The sequence below is a fragment of the Kitasatospora sp. NPDC032121 genome (genome assembly GCF_055580145.1).
In genome coordinates this window covers 156,517-174,340 of the sequence record NZ_JBVILX010000009.1, presented here as the reverse complement: position 1 = coordinate 174,340, position 17,824 = coordinate 156,517, and the positions used below count along the sequence as shown (strand labels likewise).

At 72.5% G+C, this 17,824-nt stretch carries 16 protein-coding genes; 9 read left to right on the top strand and 7 right to left on the bottom strand.

Features of this window, described 5'->3' with window-relative positions; all coding sequences use genetic code 11:
- Positions 1 to 56 precede the first annotated feature (56 nt).
- On the bottom strand, positions 57 to 1,295 hold the full coding sequence (locus ACZ5OX_RS23065; protein WP_465632524.1) for an AAA family ATPase: 1,239 nt from the start codon (positions 1,293 to 1,295) through the stop codon (positions 57 to 59).
- A gap of 152 nt (positions 1,296 to 1,447) precedes the next feature.
- Positions 1,448 to 2,794, bottom strand: a complete 1,347-nt coding sequence (locus tag ACZ5OX_RS23060) for a hypothetical protein (protein ID WP_465632522.1) — start codon at positions 2,792 to 2,794, stop codon at positions 1,448 to 1,450.
- Between the two features lie 267 nt (positions 2,795 to 3,061).
- Here ACZ5OX_RS23060 and ACZ5OX_RS23055 point away from each other — a divergent pair, with 267 nt between their 5' ends.
- Positions 3,062 to 3,757, top strand: coding sequence for a polysaccharide deacetylase family protein (locus ACZ5OX_RS23055; RefSeq protein ID WP_465632520.1), 696 nt, complete (start codon positions 3,062 to 3,064; stop codon positions 3,755 to 3,757).
- A gap of 250 nt (positions 3,758 to 4,007) precedes the next feature.
- Here ACZ5OX_RS23055 and tpx read toward each other — a convergent pair whose 3' ends face one another.
- The 3 genes from tpx to ACZ5OX_RS23040 all read right to left on the bottom strand — a co-directional run bounded on the left by tpx (position 4,008) and on the right by ACZ5OX_RS23040 (position 6,385).
- A complete protein-coding gene (gene tpx, locus ACZ5OX_RS23050; RefSeq protein WP_465632518.1) occupies positions 4,008 to 4,508 on the bottom strand; it encodes a thiol peroxidase in 501 nt (166 codons plus the stop codon).
- Positions 4,509 to 5,007: 499 nt separating this feature from the next.
- Positions 5,008 to 5,589, bottom strand: a complete 582-nt coding sequence (locus ACZ5OX_RS23045; protein WP_465632516.1) for a hypothetical protein — start codon at positions 5,587 to 5,589, stop codon at positions 5,008 to 5,010.
- 283 nt (positions 5,590 to 5,872) lie between these two features.
- Positions 5,873 to 6,385 carry a SigE family RNA polymerase sigma factor gene (locus ACZ5OX_RS23040; RefSeq protein ID WP_465632514.1) on the bottom strand — a complete coding sequence of 171 codons (513 nt, stop codon included), beginning with the start codon at positions 6,383 to 6,385 and terminating at the stop codon, positions 5,873 to 5,875.
- Between the two features lie 252 nt (positions 6,386 to 6,637).
- On the opposite strand from ACZ5OX_RS23040, the gene ACZ5OX_RS23035 reads away from it, so the two are divergent.
- Positions 6,638 to 7,426 carry a hypothetical protein gene (locus tag ACZ5OX_RS23035; protein ID WP_465632512.1) on the top strand — a complete coding sequence of 263 codons (789 nt, stop codon included), beginning with the start codon at positions 6,638 to 6,640 and terminating at the stop codon, positions 7,424 to 7,426.
- A gap of 186 nt (positions 7,427 to 7,612) precedes the next feature.
- On the opposite strand, the gene ACZ5OX_RS23030 is transcribed toward ACZ5OX_RS23035, so the two are convergent.
- Positions 7,613 to 8,734, bottom strand: coding sequence for a helix-turn-helix domain-containing protein (locus tag ACZ5OX_RS23030; protein ID WP_465632510.1), 1,122 nt, complete (start codon positions 8,732 to 8,734; stop codon positions 7,613 to 7,615).
- Between the two features lie 299 nt (positions 8,735 to 9,033).
- On the opposite strand from ACZ5OX_RS23030, the gene ACZ5OX_RS23025 reads away from it, so the two are divergent.
- The 7 genes from ACZ5OX_RS23025 to ACZ5OX_RS22995 all read left to right on the top strand — a co-directional run bounded on the left by ACZ5OX_RS23025 (position 9,034) and on the right by ACZ5OX_RS22995 (position 17,102).
- Positions 9,034 to 9,612, top strand: coding sequence for a CHAP domain-containing protein (locus ACZ5OX_RS23025; RefSeq protein WP_465632508.1), 579 nt, complete (start codon positions 9,034 to 9,036; stop codon positions 9,610 to 9,612).
- A 45-nt stretch (positions 9,613 to 9,657) separates the two neighbouring features.
- Positions 9,658 to 10,059: a peptidase inhibitor family I36 protein gene (locus tag ACZ5OX_RS23020; RefSeq protein WP_465632506.1), complete on the top strand. Its 402-nt coding sequence runs from the start codon at positions 9,658 to 9,660 to the stop codon at positions 10,057 to 10,059.
- A gap of 328 nt (positions 10,060 to 10,387) precedes the next feature.
- Complete coding sequence (locus tag ACZ5OX_RS23015) at positions 10,388 to 11,635, top strand: tetratricopeptide repeat protein (RefSeq protein WP_465632504.1); 1,248 nt, start codon at positions 10,388 to 10,390, stop codon at positions 11,633 to 11,635.
- Positions 11,636 to 11,750: 115 nt separating this feature from the next.
- Positions 11,751 to 12,872, top strand: coding sequence for a hypothetical protein (locus ACZ5OX_RS23010; protein WP_465632502.1), 1,122 nt, complete (start codon positions 11,751 to 11,753; stop codon positions 12,870 to 12,872).
- Between the two features lie 758 nt (positions 12,873 to 13,630).
- Positions 13,631 to 14,050, top strand: coding sequence for a type VII secretion target (locus tag ACZ5OX_RS23005; protein WP_465632500.1), 420 nt, complete (start codon positions 13,631 to 13,633; stop codon positions 14,048 to 14,050).
- A 222-nt stretch (positions 14,051 to 14,272) separates the two neighbouring features.
- Positions 14,273 to 16,369, top strand: a complete 2,097-nt coding sequence (locus tag ACZ5OX_RS23000; protein WP_465632498.1) for a hypothetical protein — start codon at positions 14,273 to 14,275, stop codon at positions 16,367 to 16,369.
- A 7-nt stretch (positions 16,370 to 16,376) separates the two neighbouring features.
- Positions 16,377 to 17,102, top strand: a complete 726-nt coding sequence (locus ACZ5OX_RS22995; protein WP_465632496.1) for a hypothetical protein — start codon at positions 16,377 to 16,379, stop codon at positions 17,100 to 17,102.
- Between the two features lie 250 nt (positions 17,103 to 17,352).
- Here ACZ5OX_RS22995 and ACZ5OX_RS22990 read toward each other — a convergent pair whose 3' ends face one another.
- Positions 17,353 to 17,553, bottom strand: a complete 201-nt coding sequence (locus tag ACZ5OX_RS22990) for a hypothetical protein (protein ID WP_449793472.1) — start codon at positions 17,551 to 17,553, stop codon at positions 17,353 to 17,355.
- Between the last annotated feature and the right edge of the window lie 271 nt (positions 17,554 to 17,824).

Here is a 17,824-nt window from a genome sequence, read left to right as displayed (position 1 = left end):
GTTCGTCGGCCCGCCGCCTGCCGTGTGGCTCGTCGGCCCGCCGCTCGCCGTGCCGCTCATCGCCCCGCCGCCCGCGCCTGCCCGATGCCGACGAGGTCGGCCCGGCGGGAGACCGCGAGCGCCGGGGTGAGCCGCTCGATCGCCGCCGGCACGTCCCAGTCCTCCCGGCGCAGCGAGGCCAGCGTGGTCGCCGGGACGACCAGCAGGTCCGGCGCGCCCGTCTCCAGGGCCCGGACCAGCAGCGCCCAGGCCGCGTCCCAGCGCGCCCGGTCCGGCCGGTTGCGGACCGCCGCGACCACCCCGTCCAGCACCGCCTGGCGCAGGTCCCCGCGTTCGGGCAGCACCGCGCCGGCCGGGTCGGCGAGCAGGTCCTCCGGATCCGGCAGGTCCATCCGGTCCATGTACGCCATCAGCTCCAGCCCCGGGCCGTCCCCGACCGCACCTCGCACCAGCAGCGAGAGCACCTCCCGGGAGGACCCGGCCGCGGTCGCGAAGGCGATCAGCCGCAGCGTCATGTCCCAGCTGCGCGGGGAAGGCCAGGCGCCGCCGCGCCGGGTCTCGGTGGTGGGCAGCCGGTGCACCAGCTCGGGGCGGGCCGCCAGCAGCCCGCACACCGCGCGCCGGGCCAGTGCGACGGCGGCCGGCAGCGCCTGCGGGTCGAGCCGGGGCAGGGTGGCCACCGGCCAGACACCGCCGAGGCCGCGCACCACCACCTCGTGGTCGTGCGCCCACTGGAGGTGGACGAAGCGGTTGGCCAGCGGCGGACTCAGCTCCCAGCCGTCGGCCGCCGAGGAACGCGGGTTGGCGGCGGCCACGATCCGTACGCCGGGCGGGAGTTCGAGCGTGCCGATGCGCCGCTCCAGGACCAGCCGGAGCAGTGCGGCCTGGACGGCGGGTGGCGCGGTGGACAGCTCGTCCAGGAACAGCAGACCGTGGCCGGCCCGCACCAGCCGCACCGCCCAGTCCGGCGGGGCCATCGGGACGCCCTGCTGCGCCGGGTCGTCGCCGACGATGGGCAGGCCGGAGAAGTCGGAGGGCTCGTGGACGCTGGCGATCACCGTGGTCAGCGGCAGTTCCAGGGCCTCGGCGAGCTGGTTGAGCGCGGCGGTCTTGCCGATGCCGGGCTCGCCCCAGAGCAGCACGGGCAGGTCGGCGGCGACGGCCAGGGTGAGCGCCTCCAGTTGGGTGTCGGCGCGGGGTTCGGTGGTGGTGTCGGCCAGCAGGTCGAGTAGCTGCCGGGCGACATCGAGGCGGGCGACGTCGAGGCGGGCGGCTTCGGGAGTGCGGACGGGCATGGGTGATCACCTCAAGTTGTCTGGTGCGTAAGGGTGTTCAGAGCGGGGAGGTCGGCGGTCGGCGGTCGGCGGTCGGCGGTCGGCGGTCGGCGCCGTGGGCTTCGGCTTCCGCGTCGGCGTGGGCGTCGTCGGCGTCGGCGTCAGCTTCGGCGTCAGCGGAGCGAGGCGTGGCGCGGGCGTGGGCGGAAGGCCGCGCCGCCAGGGCGGGTGCTGTGGCGTACGCGTGGCGACGGGTAGGTGACGAGAACGGGCCCGGTGAGGCCCGCCCGGTAGAGGCCGTAGGCGATCCGCCGCTCGGCCGCCGCCGCCAGCTCGTCGCGCAGCGGTCCGTCGCGCAGCACCGCTTCCGGTCCGAGCAGGGCCTCGACCACGGCCAGTGCCCCGGCGGTGTCGCCGTGGTCCAACCGCTCGCGCACACCGGTCAGTTGGGCAGGCCGGCGGTGCGCGAGGTCGATCGCCCGCAGACAGGGCAGCGGGGTGCCGGACAGGGCGGCCAGCAGCTCCTCGCGGCGCAGCTCGGCCGGCTCGTGGTCGAGCGGGACGAGCGCCCCGTCGACCAGCCCGATCCGGTGCCGCGCCCCTCGGCAGTCCACCAGCCGGTGGGGCTCGGGCCCTGTCGCCGCCCGCGCCAGGGGTGCCTGCCCGGGCGCCAGCGCGGCCGCTACCAGGGGGTGCAGCCGCTCGGCCTCGATCGCCCCGCTGCGGAGCAGGTCGAGGTCGGGTGGCACCCAGGTCGCGGCATCGGGCAGCAGCGGTAGTCCCGAGACGTTGCCGAGGGCCTCCGTCGTCGACCCGTCCGGTCCGAGCAGCAGCCGCCGACGACTTCCGAGCCGTACCACCACGGGGCCGGGCGGCAGCCCGTCGGCGCGCAGCAGCAACTCGGCCTCGGCGGCCCAGCGGTCGGCGGCCCAGCGTCGGGACTGATCGCCAAGTTCCGTAGTGGTCGGACCCGTTGGCGGATCCCCGGTTCCGGCCCGGACGGTCAGCTCCGCGCTGCGCCCGGCGTCCCAGAGGTGCCGGTGCAGGTCGTAGCGGAACCGTCGGCTGGGACGCGGGTGCGGGTGCGGCGACCGGCCGTCGTCAGCGAGCCCGTCCCAGAGCGCCAGGCTGATCCGTTGCCCGTACTCCGCCCAGGCGGGCGGCGTGCGAACCACGAGGAAGACCGGCGGCTCGCCGGGGTAGCGGGTCAGCGGCACGGTGAGCCCGGGCCGCAGCAGCCCGTCGGGAGCGGACCTCGGTAGGTGCCAGCGCAGCAACTCCGGTGCCAGGCAGCGGAGATCGGCCCGTAACCGGTCGGCGAGCTCCCGTCCGTGGATGCGGGTGACGTCCCGCAGGCGGAAGTCGACCTCGACGTTGGCGGCGGCGCAGGCCCCGGCCCAGTCGCCGACCAGGCGGCGGGCGGTGGCGGTTTCGATCATGGAGGGCGGCACGGCGTACTCGCGTACGCGCCGCCAGAAGGAGAGGCGGGAGTCGTTCCCGTGTGCGGGGTGAGTGGGCATCAGCACTCACTCTTCGCGGACGGGACCCCCATTCTGTGAGCAGCGTGAGTGGTCATCGCGGGGGAGCATAGCCTCCCCGCACCGTTGTTCGCCACACCGTTCCGAGTCGCCGGGTGTTCCGCGGCCCCGGTGCGGCGGGGCCTGCCCCCGGCCTCCGCCGTGCGACTGGCCGATTCCGTTCGTCGGCGACCGGTGAGGGCTCGCGGCGGACGGCCCGCCGCGAGCAGACTGGCCGAGGCACGGGAGTTCCGACCCCAGGGGGCAGGCATGTCCGTACGACCCGGCAGGCGCAAGGCAGTCGGCAGGCTCCGGACCGCGATCGGCGCCCTCGTCGTCGCCCTGGCGGCGGGAGCCGCGGTGGCCCTGCCCGTCGCGGACGCGGAGGCGGCCGGCAGCAAGGGCGGCAAGGTGGTCTACCTGACCTTCGACGACGGCCCCAGCCCCGCGTACACGCCCAAGGTCCTGGCGACGCTCGCCCGGTACGGGGTGCGCGCGACCTTCTTCGAGATCGGGCAGAACGTCGCCGCCCACCCCTCGGTGACCGCGCAGGTCGCCAGGCAGGGCCACAGCGTGCAGAACCACTCCTGGTCGCACCCGGACCTGCGCAAGCTCTCCGCCGCCGCGCTCAACGCCCAGGTGGCCGACACCGACAAGGCCATCCGGGCGCAGACCGGCCGCACCCCGAGCTGCCTGCGCCCGCCGTACGGCGCGGTCAACGGCACGGTGCGCTCGAAGGCCTCGGCGCTCGGCAAGCAGGTCGTGCTCTGGTCCGTGGACCCGGCGGACTGGTCCCGCCCCGGCACGGCCGCGATCAGGTCCCGGGTGCTGAACAACGTCCGCCCCGGCTCGGTGATCCTGCTGCACGACGGCGGCGGCGACCGCAGCCAGACGGTGGCCGCCCTGCCGGAGATCATCTCCACGCTCAAGGCGCGCGGGTACGGCTTCGCCACCCTCTGCGGCTGAGTCCGCCCGTCGAACGGCAGCGAGCCCGGTCAGCTGCGGCCGTTGAGCACGAGTGCCCAGGCGAGGCAAGCCAGGGCGACGGTCGGTGCCGGCGCGGTGAGGGCCCCCGGCCGGTTGGTGGGTGGGTGAAGGCCCGCCCCCTCAGCCCTTGGTCCCGCCCCCGGGGCGGGGGTGGGTCGCGGGGTGTGGGGGCGGGCCTTCGTGGTACGCAAAAAAGGGGTGGCGCCCGTCGGATGGGGTGCGGGGTGGGTCAGTTGAGGGCGGCGAGTGCGGCGTCGTAGTTCGGCTCGTCGGCGATCTCCGCGACCAGCTCGGTGTGGAGGACGGTGTCGTTCTCGTCGAGGACGACGACGGCGCGGGCGGTGAGGCCGGCGAGGGGGCCGTCGGCGATGGCGACGCCGTAGGTGTCGTGGAAGTCGCGGGCGCGCAGGGTGGAGAGGGTCTTGACGTTGTCGAGGCCTTCGGCGCCGCAGAAGCGGGCCTGGGCGAAGGGGAGGTCGGCGGAGATGCACAGCACGACGGTGTTGTCGAGCGAGCCGGCCTTGGCGTTGAACGCGCGCACCGAGTTCGCGCAGGTCGGGGTGTCGATGCTGGGGAAGATGTTGAGGACCTTGCGCTTGCCGGCGAAGTCCTTCAGGGACACGTCGGCGAGTCCTTCGCCGACGAGGGTGAATGCGGGGGCCTGGGTGCCGGTGGCGGGCAGTGCGCCGCCGACCTGTACCGGGTTGCCCTTCAGCGTGACCTGAGCCATGAAAAGTCTCCTACCAGCGGTATGCGGGATGCAACGCGCCGATCCTACTGCCCGTCCCTGTTCCCGCCAGGGGGCGACCACCGATCCGGCTGCCCCGAGGTTCCCCCGAGGTGCGGAGGGTCGCCGGAGACGGGAGCCGTCACCGGAGAGGGACTCGCCCCGACGCGGCCGAGGCACCTCGACTCCCTGCCGGAGCACCGTCTCCACCCCGCGTTCCACAGCCGCCGGACGGCCGCCTTGGACCACGAGGTCGTGGGCGCCTTCATCCGGAGCACGGAGCGCAACGGCGTCAGGCGGCGCAACCGCTGTGCGGTTCAAGCCAAGTCGGGGTGCCGACGGCGGCCGGTGGGCGGCTCCGCTTCCACGCGCCGGAGCGCGCGCCTTGGTCCTCGGGCTGCTCCCGAAGCCGCGACTCGACGCCATCGCCGCCGAACCCTGCTCCAGCAGGCACGTCCACCTCGCCTGGTGTGAACATCGCCGCGCCGAACAGCGCGTTCTGTCAGCGGTTCTTGCCCGTGGGCTGGGTCTTCTGGTTGTAGATCTCCTTGCCGTCCGCGTTGTAGGCGTGGACGTAGGGGGCCGGGGGGAAGGAGTTCGCGTTGTGGCCGGTGGAGATGGCGGCCGTGTGGACGAACGCGCCGTCCGCCATGACGGCCGGGTACTGCGTCGGGTCGTCGCCGTAGCTGATGGTGACCTTGGCGACATCGGGCGTGTAGTGCCCGGCGCCCAGCGAGAGGAACTGTCCGGCACCGGTCGGCGCGTTGAAGCTGTCGAAGAACTCGACCAGGTGACCGGCGCCCCACAGGCGGTCGTTGATGAACGTCGCGGGGACGGACATGCTGCTGCCCTTGCTGCCCTTCGACTCGCACTGCACGTACTGGTCGGCGGAGTTGACGGCGATGACCACGCCGTCGGTGTCCGACGAGGCGACGGGAGTACGGACCGCGATCACCGCGTGGTACTGCGACGCCTCGGAGCCCAGGCAGGAGGCCAGGATCTGGGCGGCGGTCCCGGCGTCGATCGGGGCCGTCGCCGTGCTGGTGACGGTGAAAGCGGCCGGGGGGCGGGGGGAGGCCGGCACGGAGGGGGCGTCCGTGGCGGCTGCTCCTTGTTGTGGTCCCGGTGAGTGCTGTGGCCCCGGCGAGTGTTGTGGTCCCGATGAGTGTTGTGGTCCCGGTGAGTGCAGCACGGACGGGAGAACCAGGCACAGGGCTGCCGCGGTGCAGGCCGCGGTCGCGCCCAGGGCGTGCCGGAGGTGGCGGCGCCGGTCGGCGCGTCGGCGGATCTCCGCAGCGGGCAGGGCCGGTGCGGGCATCTGCGTGCCGAGCAGCCGCAGCCGGTCGGCGAGGGGGTCGTGGATGGGCTCAGACACGGAGCTTTCCTTCCTCGCTGGTGGGGGTCTGGTCAGCGAGTCTGGCCGCGAGCGCGGTCCGGCCGCGGGCGAGGCGGCTCTTGACGGCGCTGACGCTGGCGCCGGTCTCGGCCGCGACCTGCTCGACGGAGAGGTCGCACATGTGGTGCAGGACCAGGGCGTCTCGCTGTGCCTCGGGCAGGTCGCGGAGCGCGGCGACCAGCATCAGGTGCTCCTCGGAGGGCGGCTCGACGGTGGGGGGTTCTTGGCGGTGGTGGCGTCCGGCCAAGTGCAGGCCCCGGGCGAGACGCCGCCAGCGGGAGTGTGCCAGCCGCCGGGCCGTGGTCCGGATCCATGCCTCCGGGGCCTCGTCCGGGTCGAACGTGCGCCTTCGGTCCCACGCGCGGATGAAGGCCTCCTGGACCACGTCCTGTGCTTCGGACCAGTTGCCGGTTAACGCGTACAGCTGCCCGGTCAGGCGGGAGAAGGACGCGGCGTAGAACGCGTCGAACTCCTGTGGCGTCATCAAGGGCCTCTCTTCTGGGACTGTCCGTCAGTTCACGGCACAGGCGGCTCGCGAGGAAGCGCTCCTCGGCCGCGGCGGTGGAGCCGTGCGTCCTGGGCGGAGCCTCCCGCCCTGTACGCACGAGCGCCGCCCCGGGGTCGCACCGACGGCCTATGACCTGGATCACGTGTGCGGGGTGCGACCTGCCGGGCGTCGGGAGGCGTACAGGGGTGCCGGCGTCAACCGGACGCCCGCAGGAAAGGACACGGATTCATGCGCATCCGCCCGGTCATGCTCATCGCCGCCACCGCCACCGCCGCGGCCATCGCGACCGCGGGGGGAATGGCCACTGCCGCGCCCGGCACCCCCACGGCCACCCCCACGGCCCACGGCAAGCCCGCCGAGGCGCCCGCCGCCACGGCCCACGGCGCCGGCTCGGCCGACGCCCCGGTGGTCTCCGGCAGCGGCTCGTCCGCCACCCCTGTGACTGCCGCCCCGGCCGCTTTCACCGTCACCAGCACGGCGACGGCCCCGATCGACGCCGGGACCGCCGCCCAGATCCTGGCCTCCTGCCTGGGCTCCGAGGCGTCGCAGTACCACGCGGTGATCGCGGTCCGTACTCCCGTCGCCTCGTCGGACACCGACGGCGTGGTCGTCGCCGTCAACTCCGCCGGCCAGTACGTGCAGTGCGAGTCGAAGGGCAGCAAGGGCAGCAGCATGTCCGTCCCCGCGACGTTCATCAACGACCGCCTGTGGGGCGCCGGTCACCTGGTCGAGTTCTTCGACAGCTTCAGCGCGCCGACCGGTGCCGGACAGTTCCTCTCGCTGGGCGCCGGGCACTACACGCCCGATGTCGCCAAGGTCACCATCAGCTACGGCGACGACCCGACGCAGTACCCGGCCGTCATGGCGGGCGGCGCGTTCGTCCACACGGCCGCCATCTCCACCGGCCACAACGCGAACTCCTTCCCCCCGGCCCCCTACGTCCACGCCTACAACGCGGACGGCAAGGAGATCTACAACCAGAAGACCCAGCCCAATGTCAAGGGCGCCCACCAGTAGGCGTTACTTCAGGGCTTGGTGGTGGGGCGGTCATCCCGGCGGTAGCGCGGGGTCGCGCGGCGGATGAGCACACGCAGTGTGACGACGAGTGGATCCGCTCCACCACCCGCCTCTTGTCGGCCCGGACCGGGCGGGTACGCACAGGGGCGTCCGTGCGGTTGACGCAGAGAGTCGCGTTCACGATCCCTAGCAGGGCACGTCGCCGCGGCAGCGCCACAGGGTCTCGCGGTCCGGGTGGACGTGGGCGTTCGGAGAGAGCATGTGGCCGACCCACTGCTGCCCGTTCCCGGCGGCGACGAAGGCCTCCGCCTGGTAGGCGAGCGGTGTGCCGCGGCGGGGGGTGACGCACTCCTCCGGATCGCTGGTGAAGGTGGCCCCGGGGGCGACGGTGGTGTGCACGACGGAGCGCCCGGGGTCACAGGAGTGCAGGACACCCGACCAGAAGCCGGCCACCTTCGCGGTCACCTCGACCGGCGCGTCCGTCGGATTGTCGACCCGGACCGCGAACAACACCTGGCGGGGCTGCACCATCGCACAGGCGCGCAGCCAGGTGCCGGACGGCCCGGCCTTCGGCGCCGAGCAGCGGCTGTCCCCGCCGAGCGCGCCGACCTCCACCGCCTGGGCGAGGCCCTCGGCCGACTCCGCCGACTCTGCCGCCGCCTCCGCCGACTCCGTCGCCGGCCCCCGCCGGGCCGCGCCCGCGGACGGCGCCGTCACCACCGAGGCGGTGTCGTCGGGCCCGCCGTTCCCCGCCCACAGCGTCCCGCCGGCCACGACCACGGCCACGGCCACGAGCGCCAGGGCCCCGGACGCCGCACCCCGCCGACGCCGCCACTGCCGCGCGACCCGCCACACCGCCGGCCGGGCGTCCGGTGACCCGTCAGCGACCTCCGGACGCACCGGGACCGGTACGGCGGCGGCCGCGGCGGTGGGGACGGCAGCGGCGGTCCGGCGCGCCGCGCGGCGGTCGCGCTGCCCGTGGTCCGCCGCCAGCCGGGCCTGCCGGTGCCAGCGTTGCCAGCGGGCCAGCTCCGCCGGGTCCGTGCCGAAGATCCGGGCGAGTTCGGCGAGGACGGCGAGGTCGGGCAGCTCGGTGCGGCTCGGGTCGAGGTAGCGGCTGATCGAGGAGGTGCTCAGCCCCCGGACGTTGGAGCCGCTGAGCCGGTCCCGCAGTCGGGCCGCCACCCGGTCCAGGGACAGGCCGCACGCGCCGAGCCCGTCGTTCAGTGCGCGGACGAGCAGGACCCTGGGGCGCTCCCGCTCCTCCGCCGTGGCCCCCGCGGTCTCGTCCGACGGTTCGTCATGCATGCGCTGTTGTCCCAATCGCTGTCCCGGTGGGCATCGTTTCCGCACGTCGGAGCGGTGGGACGGGAAGTGGGCGAGCTCTGGGACGCCACGCTGGCCGAGGGGCCTGGTGACGGCCCGGGAGCGTCCGCAGGATGGTCCCACGACGTCGCACCGACTCGTCGCCTCGTCGCCTCGTCGACTCGCCGACTCCCGCCGCGCCACCGCCTCCCGGTCCCCGTGTGCCTCCGGCACGCCCGCCGACTGTAGGGGAGGCGCCCGGGCGACGGGCAGGACCGGTTCACCCCAATGGAGGAGCTCTCATGAAGCTGTACAGGCGCATCTCGACCGCCGCCGCGCTGGCCGCTCTCACCCTGCTGCCGGTGCTCGGCACGGCGACCGCCGCTCCGGCGGTGTCCGCCGCCCCCGTGCGGGACCGCGTCGTCTCGGTGGCCCGGGGGGAGGTCACCCCCGACGGCGCCTCGCCGGAGAAGACCGGTTCCTGCGACAAGTACTTCGCCTACCACAGGAACGGCGGATCCTGCGCGAAGACTCCGTGGTGCGCGGCCTTCGCCGAGTGGACGTGGCACCAGGCCGGGATCGAGGAGACGCCCGACGTCCTCGCCGCGCGCGGCATCGGCAAGTGGGGCAGGGAGAAGGGACTGTTCCACACCCGCGGCGCGTACACCCCGAAGCCGGGCGACCTGGTGATCTACGGCGAGCCGGACGGCGGCACACCCGGCCACGTCGGCGTGGTCGCCGCCGTCCACCGCGACGGGACCCTCGACACCGTCGACGGCAACCTCGGCGACGCGGTCGCCCTCCGCACCCGCCTCGACCCCTCGAAGGTGAGCACCAACCACCAGCCCGTCTCGGGCTACGTCAGCCCGCCCGGCGCCTGAACCCCCTCGCACCGCCCGCACCCCCGAACCGGAAGGACCATCGTCATGGAACGCTCCGCCCGTCAGGGCCTCGGCCTGATCGCCTCGCTCGCCGCAGCCGCGGCCGCCCTGCTCGCCGCCCCGCAGCCCGCCCACGCCGGCCTGGACCCGTGGTCGTGCGTGGAGGGACGCGTCTGCGCCTACAGCGGCCCCAACGGGACGGGACAGGTCTGCGCCTGGCCCTACGACGACCCGGACTGGCAGGCCGGGGACACCTGCAGCTGGTCCGCCACCACCAAGGTCCGCTCGGTCTACAACCATGGCACCTCCGGCAGGCCCGTCGGCTTCTACACCGGTGCCGACTACACCGGCCAGCGAGTGGTGTGCACGGCGGCCGGCGCCAAGGGCAACTTCTCGCAGAACGGCGGCACCGGCGTCCACCTCCGCTCCCACCGCTGGAGCTGCTAGCGCCCTCCTGAAGGTGTCCCGGCCCCCGCCCGGCGGGGACCGGGACACTCTGCCGCCGCCACGGCCTCGTCAACTCCGGCGGTGTGGTGGCCGGAAGCGTGCGCGACGTCCACGTCCACGGTGCCGCAACCGCGGCCCCGGTCTGGCCCGTACAGATCGGTGCGCTGCCCGCCGTCGCCGACTGCTACCGCCACCGCCCGTCCCCGGACGGCACTCTGCGGGCCGGCGGCGCCGTGGTCCTGAGCGGGCCGGCGGGCCTCGGCAAGACCCAGGCCTGCGCCCACCGCGCCCACACGGCACTGCGGACGGGCGCCGTGGGCCTGGTCCTGTGGATCGACGCGTCGACCACAGCGCCGCCGGGAACCACACCCTCGCCAGGGACCTCACCATCCGCCTCCACGCGGTACACCGGCGCTTGTTCGGCGCCGCCCACCCCTTCACCCTCGCCTGCGCCGCCAACCTCGCCCTCTACCTGCGCCTCGGCGGCGACCCCCGCCCAGCTGTCACCCACGGCCAAGCGGCGGTCGCGGCGCTGGACGAATCCCTGGGCCCACTCCACCCCTTCACCCTCAAGGCGACGATCAACCTCCCCCGGTACGCGACCTGTCGCCCTCGAACGGAACCTGGAACGCTGTCGTGTACGGATCCCGGGAAGGGAGCACACATGGCGGGTTGGTACCGACGCAGGGCGGAGCTGGCCCGAGTGGGCGGGGAGGTCAGGGCCCAGCAGTTGCTGTCCGATCTCGCCCGCGCGGCCCGGGCCGCCGACCTGCCGGACCGGGCCGCTGCGAACATACGGATCACCGCCCGGGTCATCGGCCACACCAAAGCCTTCGAAGCAGCTGGCAGGGACCTCCACACCGCCCTGCTTGGCCTGTGCTCCACGGCATTCGCCGTCATGGCAGTGAACACCCGGCTATTGGAGCCCCTTTGGCTCCAGGCGGTACTCTCCGGTCTCGCCGTGGCCGCCGTGCTCATGACGAAGGCCCGGTGGTCGGTCTTCGCTACCGGCCTGCGTCGGCTGGGCGGCACATGGTCGGTTCCCGCACGTGCCGTTCTCGCCGCCGCCGCCCTCGGCCCCCACGCAGCCAGCCCGAACCGCAGACGCCGCGCCGCGACCCGAAAGGTCAGCTCCCGCCTCCGCGACCTGGAACGAGCCCTCCTCGCCCGGGAAAGAGGTGTCGGCCGGCCGCGACGCCACCAGATCCGGATCCACCGCCGACTCGTCGTCGCCGCCCTGCGCCAAGCCGAACTCCGCCTCGACACCCAGCACCGCAACGACCTGCTCGAAACGTTGTTGACCATCAGCACCAACCACACCAGGGGCCACTACGCGGCCCTCCTGCCCGCCGAGCAGCTCGAAGGCCTGGAACCCGTCAAGGACCGCACCCTGCTGTGGGCCTCGCTGCGCACCGGGGCCGGGGTGGCGGCCGTCACGGCCACGGTCTGGGCGGGAGAGTGGTTCGGCCTGTCCAACCCGGTTCTGATGCTGGGCGCGCTCGCGGTGTTCAGCTTGGCGTTCCGCCGCCACGCCGAAAGGGTGCCCGACGCCGTCCTGGCGAGGCTGTCCGGCTGAAAGGCCAAGCAAGGCCGCTGAGTGACGGGTGACTGCGCCTCAGAGGGGTCTGGAAACCGATTGGCCAGCCGCCGGCGAGCTGCGATGATGCCACCGTTTCCCAGACGGAGGACATTTGTTCGTTTTCGTGTGTGCGGGGTGCGGCGCTGAGCTGACCACTCCGCTGTCCCGGGTCGCCCTGCCGGTCCACGCCCATCAGACGTACGGGAACGGGATTCAGCTTCCGGTACTCATGGAGTCGGGCACCTTCGCCGTGGACCCGGAGCCCTGGGGGCCGCCGTGGCGGACGTGGGAGGAGATCCATCCGGACGAGGCGGCCGCCCGCGGTGTCTACGCGCCGGTCTACGCCCTGTCCGACGGCGCGCCGGGCGCGATCGTCATCGCGCCCGGTGACACCCGCGGAACCGTGCTGATCCCGGACAATCGCGGAGGCGGCTACTGTTGCGGCCTTGACGGGGCCGACGGCCCCAACGTGGCCTGCGTGGAGTGCGCCTTGCCCGTGGCGAGCCGGATCGACGACTGCTCGCTCTGGCAGGCCATGTGGCTCGCCCCGAACGCCGTGCGCCGCCTCCCCGTTGAAGGCGCCGACGTGGCACCGCTCACCTGGGCGGAGCTGATGGCGGAAGGGAAGCGCACGCCCCCGTTCGAGCCGATCGCCACATGGGGGTCGCGGATGGGGGTGGGCCACTGGTCGAACCACTGGTGGTCGTGGAGCCCGCAGTGGGAGGCGGCGGCCGGGCGGGCGCTCGCCCACTTGCTGGTGGCTTCGGAGGGCTGGCCGGTGATCCTGCCGGACGGTTTGGTCGGAGAGGTGTTCCAACGCGCGCTCGACGCCCTGCTGCCCGCGGGTCCGCCGGCGCGGCGCGCAGTCCTGGCCGGACCGGGACGGCCGACTCCCGGCAGGGACGCCGACATCCTCCTCGTGCCATCCCATCCGCAGACGGGGGAAGTCTGGACCCCGGCCGACACGGCGGCGTACCCGGTGCCGTTGCCGTTCGGGGTGTGGTTGTGGCTGGTCCTCCCCGAGCGGGACCTGCCCGTCCCCGCGTCGGGCGGCCTACCCGACGGCGTCCTCCGCGACGACTTCGACCCGCCCGCGCCGCGCCCCCGTCACCTGTTCCGGGCCGACTCGGAAACGTTCCGACACACCCTGGTTCGACTGCCGGACGTCCGCAGCCCGTGGCTGCGCGAGATCCTCGACGGCCTCATGCGGTACAGTCCCGCCGGCTTCTTCTAGCCCACGCCACGGTCACTGGTCGGCCGGGCCAACCCCTACCGAGTCGAGCCGTGGCCGGTTCTGGCCCAAGCCCTCTCAGCGAGGCGACTCGGCGTCAGAGGAGAAGAACACGTTTGCGTACCCGTGCGGATGTGGCGGGAGTAGGAGGCGATGGTGGCTCCATGAGCGGTGGTCATCGCGTCGCGCCGGCCGCCCCACCCAAGGCCGGCCGCTCCCGGCGCGGTCGGGTGATTCTGTGGCCCTGACGGGCTCTCACACTACGGTGCACGGAGTTGGACCGTAGGGCGGGTGGAGGCTGATGCAGCCGGCAGCAGAGTTCGTCTATCTGATCACCACTGGGAGCAGTGGCACGGCGACGATTGGACGCAGCACCGCGCCCCGTCCGCTTCACCTCCCACCCGAACCTGGACGGCAGCGGGTCGGTCGGTGCCGGCGTTGGCTCGATGCGGGCAGCCGCACCCGCGCGGATCCTCGGGACTCACGCCTACAGGCCGCTGCCAAGCCCTGCCCGGAGCGGAACCGGATGTGGTCGGCGGGCCGACCGTTCACCCGTTGAGGAGGACGACGGGCGACGCCGGCTGTCACGCCTCACCCCAGCCGTTCGGTGTCGCACTGGTGTTGGCTTGGTCAGGGTGAGCGGACTCCCCGGAATCGGACGTATGCGCTGCGCAGCTGATGGGTACGATCGAACGGTCTTTCGTTGGGGGAGGGCTGGTTTCGATCAGCCGTAGGGGGTGGGGCGGTCCATGTCTGATCGCGTGACCGAGTTCGACCGCATGATGAACCCGTGGGCATACGACGCGAACGGCAATCTGACCGCGAAAGCCAGAGGCCAGGAGGCTGCCCGGACGCAGATCAACTCGGCAGGCGCGGCGGCCGGCGGCTTCTCGGTCGACCTGGCGTCGCTCGACAGCGCTGCCGCGACTGCCGACCAGATCAACTGCCGTCTGGGAGGCGAGTGCGAGAGCGCTGACGACGAGATGGCCGCGGTCGCGGGCGGGCTCGCCGGCTTCGGCATCGGCGCGGCGTGCAAGGAAGCGTCGGCGACTTGGGACAAGCAGATTCAGTCGCTTTCGAAGGTCATCGGCGGGCTCGCGCAGAACGTGCGGTTGACGGCCAAGAACTATCGCGATGCCAATGCGGCTATCGCGGGTACCTTCCAGCCCAACGGGGGTTGATGCGTCGTGGTGGGTTTTCATGACCTGACGAACGCGAAGGTGGACTGCCTGGGGACGGCTGCGGGTGCCTGGGACGAGGTCGCCGCGAAGCTGAAGGCGCTGGACGGCGAGTGGAACAGCGGCGTCGTCGTCAAGGTGAACGGTTCCGGGTGGAGCGGCAAGAGCGCCGAGTCGGCGAAGCCGGCTCTCCAGCGCGGTAACGATCAGCTGGACGCGGCCGCGGTGGAAGCGGCCGCGCTGGCGTCCGTGCTGCGGCAGGCGGCGACCGAGATCCAGGCCGCCAAGGACACGGCGAACGCGCTGGTCACCGAAGCGGTCGCGGCGGGACTCACCGTCAGTGCCGACGGTACGGTCAGCTGGCCGGATCCCGACAAGGCGATCCGGCAGGATCCACAGGCGGCGGCCGCGTACCACGAGAAGTACCGGTCGAAGGCCGGCGATATCCGAGCCAGGATGGACGCGGTTCTTCGCGACGCCTCGGAGGCGGACGAGCGGGCCTGTTTCGCCCTGCGCGCCGACGCCTCCACGGACAAGGACGGATCCTTCAACGCACAGGCCGTCGGCGGCGGCGCGGAAGCGGACGCCAAGCGGGCGGTCCAGCTGGCCGCCAAGGGAAACAAGCTGTCGGACGCGGAACTCGTCGAGCTCAACAGCCTGCTGCACGCGCACGCGGCCGACGCGCAGTTCACGACCAGGTTCTACCAGGACATCGGCCCCAAGGGGCTCCTGGTGTTCTGGAACAGCATGGTCGGCGACGACAACAGTGTCGCGGGCGCGAGCGACGCCCGCTGGAAGCAGTACCAGGAGTTGCAGAAGAACCTCGGGACCGCGCTGGCCACCGCCACACGCAGTTCCAACCAGCCACACCTGTCGGACCAGTGGGCGGCCGACCTGCGCAAGGCCGGAGCCGAGCCGCTCTGGGAGACACCGGAGACAACGGCAGGCAAGCCATGGGTCCCACGGGGCTACCAGGTGCTGGCCGGGATCCTGCGCACCGGGAACTACGATCCGCACTTCCTGAACCCGATCGCCGAGCACGTCCTCCAGCTCGACTCCAAGGACACACACCCGACCATGCGGTTCTGGAGTCCGGCGCTCCTGAGTAAGAGCCCCGAACGGCTGGGCTTCAACATCCTCGGGCAGGACGGCGGAGCCGGATTCGAGCCGGTGACGGGAATCATGGAAGCGCTGGCCCACAGCCCGGAGGCGGCCACCAAGTTCTTCCACGACAAGCCCACCGCCTACAACACCGACGGCACGGTCAACCCCGGCGGCAGCCCCAAACCCGCCGACTACCTGCACTACCTGGCCCACGACAAGGAATTCAGAGGAGACACCGTCTCCCAGAACAAGGACATCGTGGCCGGCGCCCTGGCCAGCGGACCCACCGCGTTCGGGCACGCTCTGGAGGCCGCGACAAGCGGGCACCCGTACGACGACCTGCCCTCCACACCGACGAAGCACACCGTCGACCAGGCGGACGTCATGAGCAAGGTCATGAAGGAGTTCGGACGGGACGAGGGTGGCAGCCTCGCCCGCATCACCGACAAGTCCGGTGCCGGCGCACCCGTGGCGGCCCTACGACCGAGCCTGGGGAACATGACCGCCGACTACATGGGTGACATCCAGCGCGCGATGTCACCGTGGGACCACACACTGCCAGTGAACGGCGAACCTGCAAGGCTCAGCACATCTGACGTCCGTTCCGTGCTGAACGTCATCGGTCGTGACCCGGGGGCCTACGGCAGCGTCATCAACGCCCAGCAGGCCTACACCACGGCTTTGATCCACGGGACCTTCGCCGGTGGTGAGACCGACACCGCGAAGCTCGCCATCCCGGTGGAGAACGCCGCCAACGCCGGAGGAGCGGTGGCCGGCGTACTCAACGAAGCCCGGGCCGATGCGGTGTTCAAGCAGCACGCCGCCTCGGACAAGGAGTTCAACGACGCGGTTCAGAACGGCTCATTCTGGGCCAAGACAGCTTTCAGCACGACCCTGGGTGGCATCACCGGAGGTGTCGCCAGTGCGGCCGGTGCATCCGAAGCATCGGACTTCATCGTCGACCAGATCCTGCAAGGGGTCACGGCGAGCGTCCAGCAGGACACCACGGCGGCCGCCCAGGCGGAAGCCGGCCAGCAGTCGGACGGGGGCCGGAACTCCAACGCGATCAGTGCGGCCCAGGCGGTCCGGGACGCCGCGAAGGGCTCATCCCTGACACAGGCGCAGATCGAGGACCTCGCGGCACGGGTCGGCGGTCAGGCCGCGCAGGGCGGCGCGGTGGGCGCCGGGGCGAACAGCACCGCCAACGGAAAGAAGTGACACCCACATGTCGCGGTTCCGGGTCGACGGCAGCGGGAAGCGCGCCGACCCGGCACCGGAAATCGCAGCCGGCGAGAACACCGGCTGCCGTGAAAGGAGAAGCGTACGGGTGAAGGTCCGTCGATCACGGCTGGCCACAGCCGCCCTACTTGTCGTCGTGGCCGGCGGCCTGTTCCTGTGGCAGCGGACCCAGGACCCGGGCACCGCTCAACAACCGGCAGCTCGAATCCCGCTCGGCGAGTGCCAGGGCACCCTTGACGACAAACGATTCAGCGAGATCCTGCACTCCACCTCGACGGCCACGGTGCAGGCGACGTTCACACCGCCTACAGAGTCCACACCGGCCTACCTGTCGTGCACGGTGATCGGCAACAACCAGCAGAGGCTGGTCGTTACCGCCGTCGGCGCCGCCACCGAGGCGGCACGCATCCACAACGAAGGACAGCAGGTAGCGAAGGACTTCCTGCCGTTCTCCGACGGCGAAGCCGGTCAGCGCTCCTCCGTGGTGCGCTTCCCCTGCGTGGTCAGGACGACGCCCGATGGTCCGGACCGCACCTGGTACTACACGGCGGCCCTCGAACTCCGGACATCGGCGGGCTCATCCAATCCGCCGCCCGGACGGCAGAAGATGGCCGATCTCTCCGTGGCGTTCGCCCGCCAGGCGATCGACAAGGCACCACTGGGGTGTACGAACACCATCCAACTGCCGAACGGGCCGGTCGTCTTCAGCTGACCCAGGCGGGCGGCACCGGAGCGGCGTCCTGTCGGTCGCGCCGCTGCTGCGCAGCACGGCGGAGTCATAGGCCGACCTGGCGCTCGGGCCGGGGTGAGCCAGGCGCAGGCAGCTCGAACTCGAACCTGCCCCACGCCTCACCGAACCGTTCCCCCCTCGCCCCCTCGACACCGCGCGGCTGCGCCGGTAGGCCGGCGCGCAACCACGGCGGCCGGGCGGCGGCCATGGCCTGGCCCGGCCGGCCGCCCGGTCAGTGGGTGGCTTCGGCGGCGACGCCGACGAGCTGGAGGATGGCGTGGCCCCAGGAGGTGGCGGCGATCAGGACGCCGAAGGTGACGGCGGTGAAGACGGTGAGCGCCTCGTCGGCGCGGCTGCGGGCCTCGGTGCGGCGCCGGAGCCGCAGGACGATGATGATCGCCAGGAATGCCGTCGCGCTGATCGTGTACTGCACTGCTCCACCCCGACCCGGTATTTGCTCTGTGTGAGGCCCCGGTTACCCGGGGCCTACTGCATTCGGGTGAGCATGCCAGAGCCGTTCCCCGTCCGAGGCCGGTTCGGGAAAACGCGGTGGGTGCGAACGGCCCCGCGCCGCGTTGTTGGACAACTCCTGTCCCGCGGCAGGCGATCTTGATCGTTTGCCACACAATCTTGATCGGCATCAGCCGGGCTGGTGGCAGTCGAGGAGCGGCACCCCGTTGCCGGGCCGTTCGGGTCGAGGTTGG